We start from the raw sequence: 13,379 nt of genomic DNA on the forward strand, positions 1-13,379 counted from the left end.
GGTCGGCGATCGCACAGCTCGGTCTGCAGCTGCTCATTTAATAGCCGGGAATGGGCAATAAGCACAACAGAACCAACGGCCGATGATTGCCATATTGGTGCGTCGCAGCATTCGATCGCCCAACCCGTTCAATCCGTGCAAGCCTGCATCAGTTCTCAGTTTGCGTTACGGAAGCCCGTCACCGCGACCGAGAAGAGCCCCGAAATTGCCCCTTTCCCGCAGCCGCCTGCCGCTCAATAAATGTGCAGACTACCGCAGGAAAACCGGGATTTTTCGCATTGACACACTTTGTAAAAACCTGTTGACCGTCGAAAACCCTTGTAGTTAGTATCGGCCCCGGACAGATCAGGCCGTGTGGCCTGGACCCGCTTCATTCGCATTGGCGAACCATAACGCCGAGCGCATGTTGCTTAGTGAACCCTCACACACCCAGGGAGAACGACATTGAGTACTCTACGTAATAATCCGCTGGCCAAAGCGATTCGCTTTGCGCTCATCGGTGGTGCTGCTGTTGCCGCCATCAGCCCGGTTTTCGCGGCTGACGAAGAAGGCAAAGAAGACGAGCAGCGTATTGAAGTGACCGGTTCGCGCATCAAGCGTTCCGATGTCGAAGGCGCTCTGCCGGTTACTGTTATCGACCGCGAAGCGATAGATATGAGCGGTGATGTTTCTGTTGCGGAAGTTTTGCGTAACAGCACATTCAACTCCTTTGGTTCTTATCGCCCGCAATCGGGTAGCTCATTCGGTAGCGCTGCAACCGTTAGTTTGCGTGGTTTGGGTTCGGACCGTACGTTGGTTCTGGTTGACGGTCGCCGTACTTCGAAGTCGCCGTTGATTGGTTCGTCGTCAGACTTGAACAGTATTCCGCTTGCCGCTGTTGAGCGCATCGAAATCCTGTCGGATGGCGCGTCAGCTGTGTACGGTTCGGATGCCATCGGTGGTGTTGTCAACATCATCACTCGTAAAGATTTCAATGGCGTTGAATTCCGTTTCGGTGAAGGCCGTCCGACTGCTGAGGGCGGTGATACCGAAGAAAGTTCGATGGTGTTTGGCATCTCGGGCGACAAGGGCAACATGATTGCCGGTGTTTCCAAGAACCAACGCGACATCGTATTCCAGCGTGATCGTGAGTGGTCCAAAGGCGGTGCCTCGACTTTCGGTAACAACTGGCGTGAAATTCTGCCGTCGGGTGCCGAAGGCGCATACCGTGGCTCGGTTAACACAATTGCTGAATGTAATGCAATGCCGGGCTTCTCACATAACGAGCAAGTCGGCGATAACTCACGTTGCTTGTATGACTTCACATTCGTTGCTGCTGACGAAGCGGAAGTTGACACCACCGCCGCTTTTGTCAAAGGCCGTTATGAAATCAATGACGACTGGTCGATTTACGCCAATACCAGCGTAACCCGCATCGGCTCGTTCGGTCGTTATGCCCCGGCACCGTCGGTTCTGTTTGTTGAAGCTTCTAACCCGTTCAACCCGTTTGGCCGCGACATGTATGTTCGTCACCGTTACGCCGCTCTGGGCAACCGGGATGACAAGGGCGACGCCAACGTTTACGACCTGCTCGTCGGCGTGGAAGGCACTATTGGTGCTGTCAGCATTGATGCTGGTATTCGTCGTAATGACTTCCAGTCGTACAGCATCGGTAACGGCTATGTTGTCGACAACCTTGCTGCTCAAGCCGTGGCTGCTGGTGACTACAACTTCGTAAACCCATACTCGAACGATGCCGTGACACTTGCTGGCATGAAGGCGACGACGCTGCGCGACAGCTTCTTCAAGACCAACGAAGCCTATGTCAACGCCAGTTTTGATTTGTTCGAAATGGCTGGTGGTACCGCCAGCATGGTGGTCGGCGTGGAAACGCGCAACGAAGACTATCAAGATCGGTACGACTCATTGCAAGAGGGTGGTCAGATTGGTGGTTCGGCTGGTAACTCCGCCGGTAAAGATCGCGATGTTGACGCCGGCTACTTTGAAGTCTTGCTGCCGTTGTTCGACAAGTTTGAGTTGGACATTGCTGGCCGTTATGACAAGTACTCCGACTATGGCAGCGACACCGCGCCGAAAGTCTCGGTCCGTTATCAAGTGCTTGAAGAGCTGACTCTGCGTGCGTCATATGGCGAAGGCTTCCGCGCCCCGTCTCTGCCGCAAATCAGCCAAGCGCGTAGTTACTCTGCTGACTTTGTTAACGACCCAGCTACCTGCGTATTTTCTGGCCTGATTTTCGATTTCAACCAGAACCGCTGCGAAAACAACGCAGGTGTTGCCCAGGCTTTGCAAGTTGATGCGTACAGCGAAGCCAACCCAGAGCTGAGTTCTGAACAGTCCAAGCAGTTCTCGATTGGCGTGGCATGGGAGCCGACCGACTGGCTTAACATGACTGCCGATTATTGGGATATCAAGCTGACTGACCGTATCGCCTCGTTTGATACCGCTGCACTGGTCGATCGTATTCGTGCTGGTCTAGCACTGCCAGCAGGTCTGTCAATCGAGCGTTTGGACGTCCAAGGTTGCGATGTAAACGGCAACCCGGTTGCTACTGGCCCGGATGGCGTTATCAACGACTGTGATCCGATCGTGCAAGGCAACACCGGCTCGGCAAACTCCGGCGACATCCACATGAACGGCTTGGATATTTCGTTGAATACCAAGTTTGACTTCGGTGCTGCTGGTCGTTTGGAGAACTTGCTGAACATCAACTGGTCGAAGACACTGGAAGTTGACGGTGGTGAAAATCTGATTGGTTTTGTCAGCGGTGACACGGCTTATCCGGAATACCGCGGACTGTTGGCCAACCAGTATTACTTCAGTGATTTCATGTTCTCTTGGAACATCAACTACATCTCTGATCTGCCGGGTTTGGGTGATGATGGTGAAGAAACTCAGCCGGACTGGGTCACTCATGACGTTCAAGTTAGCTGGAACGCACCGTGGAATGGCCAAATTGTGGTCGGTGTGACCAACGTTACCGATGAAGAGCCGAACCTGAGCGACAACGCGTCGCGCGGCTTCAACTTCGATCTGTATGATGGTTATGGCAAAGTCACATACTTCCGCTACAGTCAGACTTTCTGATTGATCGGTGTATGTAAAAAAAGGCGGGCGAAAGCCCGCCTTTTTTTTCAATTCTGCATGGATTGAGGTGGAGCAGGCCCGACTTTCAGCAAAGCCGAAATAAGGGAAAATATCGATTGCGAGAGCAGGGCTACTTGACCTCTAAAGATCGTTGACAACTTCCTGAAACTATCAATTAAGGCGTCCAATTCCCAAAATTTTATGGTGACACAAAGATGGAGCACTGGACTAGCTATTGGCAGCATACAGAAAGCCTAAACAGTTTTGAGCATGGCAATCAGGCATGCCAGTATTCCGGGGAAATAAGGCGATATTGGGAAGCTCAAATTTGGCCATTGGCAGATAACTCTACCATTGTTGATATCGGCACTGGTAATGGGGCAATCGCATTCATTGCCGCTGCTGCCGCGGCGGCTAGGCAGGCAAATATAAAAATTTTCGCTATCGATCCAGCAGAGATAGCTCCCAGAGCGCGCGTGGAAAAAAATTTGGAGCTTGGATCCCTGCTAAGTAGCATCAGATTTTTTCCGAAAACCTACGCTGAGTCACTACCATTCAATAATCGCAGTATTGATTTAGTAACTAGCCAATTTGCCTTAGAGTATTCAAGATTGGGTGAGTCGATAGCTGAATGCTCACGCGTGTTAAAACCTTCAGGAAAGATTAGATGTATTACTCACAGTTTAGAGTCTGAAATCGTTCAAAATTCGATAGTTGGTCAGCGAGTATTATCCCATTTGATAGATGAGATCCCCTTTTTTTCCACCGCAGAATATTTACTGGAGTTAATAGGGAGCGCATATGCAGTTGGTGGCGTACAGCGGTTAAAGCACGATAATGCCGCAAATAGGGCACGAAGGGATTTTAATAATCTAATGAAGGACCTTGATGCAAAGTTCCAAACCGATTCAGAGCGTGACTGGCTGGAATCTATCGTGCTAAACGTTTTGCAATTATTGAAACTGTCTGAATCATTTACTTTGTCTGAGAAACTAGATTCATTGAGTAAGATAAAACAAGCGAATGTGTTATGCCTATCACGACTTTCAGAGCAAGTATCTGTTGCAATGAGTGAATCACGATTAAGTGAACTTTTTTCAATATGTTCAGCACACTCATTGGAGATGTGCGAATTTCCCTTTTTTGTCGACGGAATGTTATTCGGGCATGTTATCGAGATCGAAAAGGACAACCGGTGAACGACAGATTGTGTTGAGAGCGTATGCACCCGCCAGTTGGCTGCCAAAAGCGAGGTGGCCATAGAGTCCCTAGTGGGTTATGGTTTGAGTGTCGAAACTCATCTGTAACTGCGAGGCCTCTCAATGACCATCAAACAGAAAGTAGCACGTCGCAAGCTTAGTTTGTTGGAGTTGGCCAACGACCTGCATGTACAGTGATCGCTATCACCTGACACCCATCCTTGGCGGGTGTTTTCATTCAAGTAGCTTTTGGCCGATTGCCCACCTCCGTGATTAGCGGTGATGGCGGTAGGTCTTTTACAAATACCTCTATTCGGCATTTTGTCTTTCCTGTTGCGCCGTTGATGGGGTCGTTCGCGGTTGTAATAAACCACGCAGCCAACTAGATCGCGTTGCATGTCTTCGACCGATTCATACCACTTGCTCGACCCTGAATGCGGAACAGCTCATTAAGCAATGTACGGTGCAGCCGCTCAACAAAGCCGTTGCTTTGCGGTCGCCGGACTTTTGCGATGCGGTTTTCGATGTTTTCCAGTTGCGGAAACAGATCACAGTTATGGTTGGCGGGCCAGCCACATAACTCGCGGCTGTTGTATCCGAGCACGGGTTCGATGCGGGCTTGGTGTTTCTCGAAGACGGGCAGTAGATCAGTGTCCAGCACGTGCACAGCCGTCACGGGCATCTTGCTTGTGTGGAGCCAGCCAAAGGTATCGGCAAGGTGTGGGGTAATTACCCTCGAAAGCACCCGCCAGGGGCGGGTGTCAGGTGAGAACAATTACTTTAGGGGCGTATCAATATTCTGACCAGCTCAGGTGAGCTACCTTGTCACCCATTTGACTCATAATACTGGGCAGCAATATGAAGAGCGGTAAATGCAGCCCTTTCCGCCGTACTTAAATTAGGGTTCCATATGTCAAAAATTAACACGGCTCTTGTTTCGCTACTGTGATTCCATGCTTCGTGCTCAAACGAGTCATCAAAGACTAAGCACTCCCCTTCAGTCCATGTCCTTTGCTCGGTACCGACCCTGATTGCACCGCAATTGAAAGGAACAATAAGTGGAAGATGAACGATTAGTCGCCCATTGACTGCTCCGTGGTGTGCCTTTATTTGAGTTTGAGGCGCTAAAATCGAAAACATAATCTCTGGGCCGTAACCTGAAATTCGCATCAAATCTAGAGATTCTAGTACCTGCCACGTTTTTGGGCATCGTTGAACATTCTCATCTTGTATTTGACCATTTCGGCAAAAATGATAGGTTGACCATGCCCGAGAGTGATTCAGGTCCTTCCATGTGGTTGCTGCCCTGCTTGAGCTTGGATGGTTGATGTACGGCGCGAGGCCGACATCAGCTTGCAAGACCTCGATAAGCTCTGCTTTTATCGTCTTGAATGCACTCTCAAGATGCGCAAGCTGTGGAATTTCATTGCGTTCATAGAACATCTTAGGAGGTAAATTGGGCACATAAAATAGACCCGGAAGCCACATTGGGTGAGAAAATGAAGGTTTTTCCTTACCTACAAAAAAATCGGCGCATTGCCGAATTCGACTTACCGCGGCTCTTCCAAATTCTTCGTATACTGGTTGTAAATGTTTTTCAATGCAAGCATCCAATCCTATTCTCACCTTTGATGATGCGTGCGCTAGCATAGAACGGTTTTCGATAGAAAGGGTTGTGCTATCCCGCGTCTCCGCGAGGCGAAGTGCAGTAATGAAGTCGCGTCGTGATGCCTGCAATCTATTGAGCTTTTCGAGAAGCAATCCTCGGTGCAGGCGAGCTTCCAAATGGTTCGGACGCAGTGAAATAAATTGGTCTAGCTTTACGCACGCTTCCTGCCATCTGGCGCAACCGGAATATGCCATTGCCAGCTTTAGTAATATGTCAGGAGAATTGTTGTTAGTTGCAATCAACTCCAGGAACGCCAACGCTTTAGGGAACTGTTGTCGGTGCATCGCTATTTCTGCAGAAAACAGTAATAGCGAGTGATTTTCCGGGGCAATTCTCTTTAGCTCCAAAAACTTCTTCGCAGCTTCATCGAGTTTGCCTTGCTTCCACAACAGATTTGCTTCTCCTTCGAGCAATGCTTGAGGTTGATTTTTCATTTTCCGGCAAAACCCTTTTTAAGCCCGGTGCCAATTTGTCTAGGCTACCTGACTATTAACAAGAATGACTTTTGTGGTCATTTCGGGAGGTTATAGTTTTGTTTATATTACCATTGAAGAGGTTCTGAAAAGTTTGCTAGTGCCTTGTTTTGCTTAAAACCATGTAGGCTGAATTCAAAGTCCCCACAGGCTGCAATCTGCAGAGTTCACATTGACTTACAAATCGACACCGACTTATATTCGCAGCCCTGCCGCCGGGTTGGGGGACCTGGTGGGGCGGCCTATGGCCTGTCCTGTCTCGGACCTTGTGTCCATCCCCCTCCGTTTTGGTAGTACACCCGCATAGAGGTCAAACCACCCAGGCGGGGACCGGATCTCTTCACAACTGTCGGAAACAAACATGCCTATGCCTATCAAGAGCAGTTGGCTGGCCGTGGCCCTCGTGGCCGGTGCCTCCAGCATCATGAGCGGTGCTCTGCTGGCCGCTGGCCCGCTGGACGCTTCCCTGTCATTGGAGAAGCAAATCAGCCGGGCCGCTGCAGAGAGCCAGAAGACCATTGACAGCCTGGCCGAACAAAAGGCGGACATGGCTGGTGAATACAAAGCCGCCCTGCAGCGTATCGACAGCTTGAAGGCCTACAACGCCCAGCTGCGTGAGCTGGTCAAGAGCCAGGAAACTGAAAAAGGCTCAATGAAGCAGGAAATCATCAGCGTGGACGACACCGAAAAGGGTCTGATTCCGCTGATGTCACAAATGATTGATACGCTCGACCAGTTCGTCCAGCTGGACGTGCCGTTCCTGGCTGAAGAGCGCACCAAGCGCGTTGCCAAGCTGCGCACCAACATGCAGCGTGCCGACATCTCCATCTCGGAGAAATACCGGCAGATCCTTGAGGCCTACCAAATCGAAGCCGACTACGGTGTTGCGGTTAGCACCTACGAAGGCAAGATTGGTTCGGGTGCTGATGAGAAGACCGTCCGCTTCCTGCAAATGGGCCGGGTTGCTTTCCTGTACCAAACCCTTGATGGCAACCAAGCCTTTGTTTGGGACCGGGAAGCCAAGGATTGGGTCCAGTTGGGTGGCGATTATGCCGCTGCCGTGACCCAAGCCATCCGCGTCGCCTCCAAACAGGCCGCACCTGACCTTATCAAGCTCCCGATTTTTGCCGCGGAGGCAGCGCAATGAAGCGTTTTCTGACTACTCTCGCCGCTGGCGCCTTGATGGCCTCCACCGGCGTTTACGCTGCCGCCCCGAAAGCGGTATCGCTTGACCAACTGCTGGACATGGTCCGCAAGGCCCAGTCGGCAGAAAGCGAAGTAAACAAGAAGCGCGAAGCGGAATTCCGCCAAGCGCGTGACCAGCAGGCGGCTTTGCTGAAGTCGGTACAGGGTGATCTGAATGCCCTGGAAAACGAAGGCGACCGTCTGAAAGCCCAGTTCGAAGCCAATGAAAAAGAATTGGCTGTCCTGGAAGAGCAGAAGAACGCCCGTGTCGGTAACCTTGGCGAAATGTTCGGGGTTGTCCGTGAGCGCGCCGGTAACGCCGCCGCCTCGATTGGTCGTTCCTATGTCAGCGCCCAATTCCCGGGTCGTGAGAAGTTCCTGGAAGGCATGGCGCAGTCCAAGGCGCTGCCGAAGCTGGATGACCTGAAGCAACTCTGGCTGGAGTTGACTCAGGAAATGACCCAGCAAGGCAAGGTCGTTCGCTTCAATGCGCCGGTGGTGCTGGGTAATGGCTCGACCGAAGAGCGCGAAGTGGTTCGGGTTGGCGCGTTCAACCTGATTTCGAACGGCGAATACCTGATTTATAGCCCGGAAACCAAGCAAATCACCGAGCTGGCTCGTCAGCCTGCAGGTCGCTTCCTGGATTCTGTTGCTCCGTTTATCAAGACCACCTCGGGCTTCACCGACCTGTATGTTGACCCGTCACGCGGTCCGCTGCTGACCGTCGTTGTGCAAGAGCCGACCTTTAAAGAGCGTCTGGATCAAGGCGGTACGGTGGGTTGGGTCATCATGGTGATTCTGGCTCTCGGTACCCTGCTGATTATCTATCGCATCATTGCGCTGACGTTGGTTGGCAGCAAGATCATGGCTCAGGTCAAGAATCCGACCCCGGGCAATAACCCGCTCGGTCGTATCATGGCGGTGTATGCAGCCAACAAGTCAGCCGATGTGGAAAATCTCGAGCTGAAGCTTGATGAAGCGATCATGAAAGAAGTGCCGAAGCTGGAAGCCGGTATTGGCATCATCAAGGTGTTTGCCGCTCTGGCGCCGCTGCTCGGTCTGCTCGGTACGGTGACCGGTATGATCGACGTGTTCCAGAAGATCACGATGTTCGGTGCAGGCGATCCGAAACTGATGGCCGGTGGTATTTCGACCGCGCTGGTCACCACCGTGCAAGGTATCGTGACCGCAATTCCGTTCGTGTTCATGCACGCGGTGCTGTCGTCGAAGAGCAAGGCCTTGGTGCAAGTGCTCGAAGAGCAAAGCGTCGGCCTGATCGCTCAGCATAACGAAAAGTAAGGAGCCTCCAGCATGTACGCGCTGACGGGGCTGTGGGAAAAAGTCCTTCGTTTCACTGAAACCGGTGGCCCAGTTATCTGGGTCATCGCAGTGGTCCTGTTCCTGATGTGGACAATGATCATCGAGCGTTGGGTTTACCTGCAGTTCATCTATCCGAAAGAAGCGCGCCAGCTGATCGCCCAATGGCACGCGCGCCAGGACACCACGTCCTGGCACGCGCACCGGATCCGCGATGCGTGGTTGAGCCAAGCATCGGTTCGCCTTAATGCCCGGATGACACTGATCAAGACCCTCGTCGCCATCTGCCCGCTGATCGGGCTGCTTGGTACCGTGTACGGGATGATCGGGGTGTTCGAAGCGTTGGCGCAGCAAGGTTCCGGCAACCCGCGTCTGATGGCTGGCGGTATTTTCCGCGCCACCATGCCGACGATGGCGGGTATGGTCGCGGCGATCTCCGGCTTGTTTGTGGTTTCGTATATCGACGGCATGGCACGTAACCGTGCGGACCAGCTGGCCGATAGCATGCCGCATCACTAATCCAACGCTGAGACAGAAGGCATGGCCAGAAAGCAACGCGGGCAGACTGAAGACGCCCAGATCGACATGACGCCGATGCTGGACGTCGTCTTCATCATGCTCATTTTCTTCATCACGACTGCCTCCTTTGTCAAAGAGTCAGGCGTGAACATTCAGCACCCGAAGGCGCGTTCTGCTGAGGCGCGGCCGGAAGCCAACATTTTCGTCGGCATCAGTGCTGAAAACACCATCTGGATCGACAAGCGACCGGTTGAAGCCAACGCCGTGCGCAGTGCGGTCGAACGACTGAAGCAAGAAGTTCCGGTGGGTTCGGTTGTGATTCAGGCAGACAAGCGTTCAAAAGCCGGTGTTGTCGTGCATGTGCTTGACCAGGTTCGAGCAGCCGGCATTGCCGACGTAACAGTCGCGGCGGCGCGGGAGTAAGCGATGAACAGACTGTTGCTAGGACTTTTTGGCGGTGCGGTGGTTGCGTTCGCCTTGCTGTTGATGATGGCGGGTCTGGTTACCTTTGGTGAGTCGACCATTGACCAGAGCCAGCGAGTGGTCGTCGAATTCGGGGTAGTCAAGTCCGAATCGGAGATCAAGGAAAAAGAACGCCGGGTTCCGCGCAAGCCGGAGGCGCCGAAAACGCCGCCGCCGCCGAGCGCTGAGCGGATGCAAAGCAGTGAAAAGCCGGTCGCTACCATGGTTGATCTCAAGCTGGATACTTCGGCGTTGGGCGCGGGCGATGGCCCTGCACTCGGCGGCGTGGTTGGCGGTGCAGTCAATCTGCTTACCGGCACTGGCGGTGTTGGTGCCGGTGATGGCATGGCGATTCCGATTGCTACCTTGGCCCCTCGTTATCCCACTGAGGCGGCACGTGATGGTGTGCAAGGCTATGTCTGTTTCAAGTTCACCATTCAGCCAGATGGCTCGGTAGGTGACTTGGATGTATACGACGCCAAACCCCGTCGGGTGTTTGATCAGGAAGCCCGTCGGGCCATCCAGAAATGGAAATTCCGCCCTGCAATTGTCGACGGCAAACCGGTCGCACAGCCCGGCGCCAAGTACTGCATGGACTTCAAGCTGGATGAAGAAGGCTGATAGTCCAGGAGATATGGCAAATGTTGATTAAAGTAAAAAAAGCTGCCGTCGCCTGCGCACTGCTTGGTCTGTTCGCATTTGCTGGTTCGGCATCGGCAGCTTTGGAAACCCGTTACACCGCCAATTGCAAACCGCTGTCGCCAGAAACGGTGGAGGCCGGCAAGGAAAAGCGCAAGCTCGGTCTGACCGACGAGTACGTCTACAAGCAGATGCAAAAGGCGCAAGACCCGCTCGGTCGTGAAGCCTATGACGAAGCGTTGGCGATTTTGTTGCCATTGATTGAGCGTTCAGAGAATAAACCTTACGAGAGCGCTTGGGTGCGCATGCAGATTTCTTTTGTCTATGCCAACAAGAAGGCGTGGCCGAAAGCGATCGAAATGGCGAAAGCGGCTATTGATAAGCAGGCGCTACAGGAAGCTCAGGAGCTGCAGCTTCGGCAGAACTTGGTGTACTTCTACCTGTCGGCTGAAAATAATGCCAAGGCTCTGGAAGCGGCGCAGGAGTATTTCAAGTACGCGGTGGCGCCAAAGCCGGATATGTATGCGTTGCTGGGTAGCATCTATTTCCAGCTGAATCGGTACCAGGATTCGATTTGCCCAACCTTTCTGGCCGTGACCAAGGCGCCAACTGCCAAAAAGCCTTGGCTGCAGTTGCTTGCCTCAGCCCATATGGAGCTGAAAGATCTCGAAGGAACGGGTATCGTTTTGCGCGATATGCTTGATAAGTTTCCTGATGACAAGAATCTTTGGCTGCAGCTCTCTTCAATCTATTTGCAGCAAGAGAAAGATGCCGATGCACTTGCCATTCTGGATTTGGCATACATGAAAGGGCATGTGGATCAGGAGGGGCACCTGAAAAATCTGGCGGGGCTCTACGCTAATTCAGGGGTGCCGTTCAAAGCTGCGCAGATTCTGGAAAAAGGTATTGCCGCTGGCCATATTCCAGCAAATGAAAAAAATTGGCGTTCGATCGGCCAGAACTTCGGTGCTGCCCGGGATGATGCCAAGGCAATTGCTGCCTATGGTGAAGCCGCGAAGTTTGCTGCTGACGGTACTTATTTCCAATACCAAGGTGAGATTTACTCGCAGAACGAGAAATGGCCGGAAGCGGTTGCTGCGTTTACCAAGGCGCTTGAGAAAGGCGGCCTGAAAGACCCGGGTCGGGTGTATCTGAACCTCGGTATCGCGCAGTACAGTCAAGGTAAAGTGCAACCGGCGTTGGCCAATCTTGAAAAAGCGACCCAGTACGACAAGTCGCGCAGCAATGCGGCTTCTTGGATTGCCTTTATCAACAGCAAGCGCGTAGCCAGCGAGTAAGTTAGTTCTGTAAGCTGTTTCAGTTGTCCGTTTAATAAAAAACCCCGCGCCAGCGGGGTTTTTTATTGGCCGTGCCATACTGGTGTAAAGCAGGATTTACACTGGTGCGAGCATGGCGAAAACGGTCGAAGAGTGGGTGGCGCATATCGCCAAGGCTGAGTTGCCGGCGTTCGGTCAGACGCTTCAACAAATCGCCACCTTGAACGAGTTCATGCTGAGCCATGCGGCGGAACTGACCCGGGTCATTCTGCGTGACCCGACCATGACCGCCAAAATCCTGCGCTTGGCCAATAGTGTGTACTTCAATCCCTCGCAAAAGCGCATCAATACCATCAGCCGGGCGGTCATCGTGCTCGGCTTCCAGACGCTCCGCTCCATCTGTGTTGCCACCCTGTTGCTGGATGAGCTGCTGAGCCGGGATACCGGCCCGCAGCTCGGCAAGGAGGTGGCGGATGCCTTTCACGCCGCCATGCAGGCCCGCGAATTGGCCTTGCTGCGCAAAGAACCTAACGTCGAGGAGATTTTCATTGCGGCGTTGCTGTCGCGCATTGGCGAGATCAGCTTCTGGGCCTGCGGTGGCGATGCTGCCAGCAAAGTGCAGCAGCAGCTGACGGCCGGGGTGGCGCCGGATGAAGCAGAAGACAACGTGCTGGGCTTCCGCTTGCGCCAGTTGACCGTGGCTTTGGCACAGGAGTGGCGGGTCAGCGACACCCTGCTTTCGAGTTTGCGCAGTCGGGATGCCAGCCCCGGCGCACAGTGCGTTGCCAATGCATTCGATGCCATCAAGCTGGTGCCGGCGGTGCTGGACAACAAGGTGAAACCGGAACAGCTGCAGACGTTGATGAGCTTTACCGGCAAAAGCGAGGCCGAGATTCGCCAGCATCTGCAGGCGGCTGGCGAGCGGGCGGCTGATGTGCTGAAGGCCTGCGGGGCAGGTCAGCTGGTGCGTTATGTCCGGGCCGATGCCCAAGCTCAGGAAGAGCCTGTCGATGCTGCAGCGGAGGGTTTTAACGGGGAACCGGACCTGAAACTGCAGTTGGCTATCCTGCGTGAGTTGAACACGCTGGCCAGCAGCAAGACCGACATTAACTTGGTGTTGCAACTGGTGCTGGAAGGCCTGCATCGCGGTGCCGGTTTGCCGCGGGTGTTGATTGCCTTGCTCAATCCGCCGCGCAGCGAATTGCTCGGCAAGTATGTGGTTGAGTGGCCGGTCAGCAATATTTTGGGTCGATTCCGGTTTGTTCTGAATGATGTCCCGGTATTGCAGGCGATTGTTCAGGGCCAGACCCTGTGGGCGTGGCGCGACAGTGATCGGCACGCCTTCACGCTGGTGCTGAAGCAAAGTGGCGCTGCCGATTGTCTGCTCGGTCCGCTGTCGGTCAACGGCAAGGTCATCGGCATTGTTTATGCCGACCGGGGGGAACAGGCCTTGTCGGCCGCGGATCAGGAAGCATTTGAACTGTTTGTCAGCCAGGCGGCGTTGTGTCTGCGGGCGCCCACCAAATAGCGTCGCGACCAGTGGTCCACCGACAAA

At 53.4% G+C, this 13,379-nt stretch carries 11 protein-coding genes; 9 read left to right on the plus strand and 2 right to left on the minus strand.

Going from position 1 to position 13,379, the window contains the following annotated elements; translation table 11 throughout:
* The first annotated feature begins 444 nt into the window (after positions 1-444).
* Positions 445-3,084, plus strand: coding sequence for a TonB-dependent receptor plug domain-containing protein (locus HPT27_RS17060; RefSeq protein WP_172246018.1), 2,640 nt, complete (start codon positions 445-447; stop codon positions 3,082-3,084).
* A 215-nt stretch (positions 3,085-3,299) separates the two neighbouring features.
* Complete coding sequence (locus HPT27_RS17065) at positions 3,300-4,283, plus strand: class I SAM-dependent methyltransferase (protein ID WP_172246020.1); 984 nt, start codon at positions 3,300-3,302, stop codon at positions 4,281-4,283.
* 382 nt (positions 4,284-4,665) lie between these two features.
* Here the strand turns inward: HPT27_RS17065 and HPT27_RS17070 are convergent, their stop codons facing one another.
* Together HPT27_RS17070 and HPT27_RS17075 are read right to left on the minus strand one after the other, a co-directional pair.
* Positions 4,666-4,959, minus strand: coding sequence for a hypothetical protein (locus tag HPT27_RS17070; protein WP_172246022.1), 294 nt, complete (start codon positions 4,957-4,959; stop codon positions 4,666-4,668).
* Between the two features lie 149 nt (positions 4,960-5,108).
* Positions 5,109-6,386 carry an aspartyl/asparaginyl beta-hydroxylase domain-containing protein gene (locus HPT27_RS17075; protein ID WP_172246024.1) on the minus strand — a complete coding sequence of 426 codons (1,278 nt, stop codon included), beginning with the start codon at positions 6,384-6,386 and terminating at the stop codon, positions 5,109-5,111.
* 400 nt (positions 6,387-6,786) lie between these two features.
* Here HPT27_RS17075 and HPT27_RS17080 point away from each other — a divergent pair, with 400 nt between their 5' ends.
* From HPT27_RS17080 to HPT27_RS17110, 7 genes are all read left to right on the plus strand, one after another.
* Entirely contained in the window at positions 6,787-7,572 is a 786-nt protein-coding gene (locus HPT27_RS17080; RefSeq protein ID WP_172246026.1) for a DUF3450 domain-containing protein, read from the plus strand.
* Positions 7,569-8,909, plus strand: a complete 1,341-nt coding sequence (locus tag HPT27_RS17085; RefSeq protein WP_172246028.1) for a MotA/TolQ/ExbB proton channel family protein — start codon at positions 7,569-7,571, stop codon at positions 8,907-8,909. Before HPT27_RS17080 ends, HPT27_RS17085 begins: the two co-directional genes overlap by 4 nt.
* 12 nt (positions 8,910-8,921) lie before the next feature.
* A complete protein-coding gene (locus tag HPT27_RS17090) occupies positions 8,922-9,446 on the plus strand; it encodes a MotA/TolQ/ExbB proton channel family protein (RefSeq protein WP_172246030.1) in 525 nt (174 codons plus the stop codon).
* A gap of 21 nt (positions 9,447-9,467) precedes the next feature.
* Positions 9,468-9,869 carry an ExbD/TolR family protein gene (locus HPT27_RS17095; RefSeq protein WP_172246032.1) on the plus strand — a complete coding sequence of 134 codons (402 nt, stop codon included), beginning with the start codon at positions 9,468-9,470 and terminating at the stop codon, positions 9,867-9,869.
* Between the two features lie 3 nt (positions 9,870-9,872).
* The gene (locus HPT27_RS17100) at positions 9,873-10,529 is read left to right on the plus strand and encodes an energy transducer TonB (protein WP_172246034.1); all 657 of its coding nucleotides are present in this window, start codon (positions 9,873-9,875) and stop codon (positions 10,527-10,529) included.
* Positions 10,530-10,549: 20 nt separating this feature from the next.
* The gene (locus HPT27_RS17105) at positions 10,550-11,845 is read left to right on the plus strand and encodes a tetratricopeptide repeat protein (RefSeq protein WP_172246036.1); all 1,296 of its coding nucleotides are present in this window, start codon (positions 10,550-10,552) and stop codon (positions 11,843-11,845) included.
* A 112-nt stretch (positions 11,846-11,957) separates the two neighbouring features.
* Positions 11,958-13,352 (plus strand): HDOD domain-containing protein, encoded by a 1,395-nt coding sequence (locus tag HPT27_RS17110; protein WP_172246038.1) that lies wholly within the window; start codon positions 11,958-11,960, stop codon positions 13,350-13,352.
* Positions 13,353-13,379 lie beyond the last annotated feature (27 nt).

The sequence above is a fragment of the Permianibacter fluminis genome (genome assembly GCF_013179735.1).
In the GTDB taxonomy this organism is placed as follows: Bacteria; Pseudomonadota; Gammaproteobacteria; order Enterobacterales; family Permianibacteraceae; genus Permianibacter; species Permianibacter fluminis.

What these genes read in the sequence shown, in the direction of transcription:
- HPT27_RS17065 (WP_172246020.1), top strand. Translation starts at nt 3,300, where the DNA reads ATGGAGCACTGGACTAGCTATTGGCAGCATACAGAAAGCCTAAACAGT.
- HPT27_RS17075 (WP_172246024.1), bottom strand. Translation starts at nt 6,386, where the DNA reads ATGAAAAATCAACCTCAAGCATTGCTCGAAGGAGAAGCAAATCTGTTG.
- HPT27_RS17080 (WP_172246026.1), top strand. Translation starts at nt 6,787, where the DNA reads ATGCCTATGCCTATCAAGAGCAGTTGGCTGGCCGTGGCCCTCGTGGCC.
- HPT27_RS17085 (WP_172246028.1), top strand. Translation starts at nt 7,569, where the DNA reads ATGAAGCGTTTTCTGACTACTCTCGCCGCTGGCGCCTTGATGGCCTCC.
- HPT27_RS17090 (WP_172246030.1), top strand. Translation starts at nt 8,922, where the DNA reads ATGTACGCGCTGACGGGGCTGTGGGAAAAAGTCCTTCGTTTCACTGAA.
- HPT27_RS17095 (WP_172246032.1), top strand. Translation starts at nt 9,468, where the DNA reads ATGGCCAGAAAGCAACGCGGGCAGACTGAAGACGCCCAGATCGACATG.
- HPT27_RS17100 (WP_172246034.1), top strand. Translation starts at nt 9,873, where the DNA reads ATGAACAGACTGTTGCTAGGACTTTTTGGCGGTGCGGTGGTTGCGTTC.
- HPT27_RS17105 (WP_172246036.1), top strand. Translation starts at nt 10,550, where the DNA reads ATGTTGATTAAAGTAAAAAAAGCTGCCGTCGCCTGCGCACTGCTTGGT.
- HPT27_RS17110 (WP_172246038.1), top strand. Translation starts at nt 11,958, where the DNA reads ATGGCGAAAACGGTCGAAGAGTGGGTGGCGCATATCGCCAAGGCTGAG.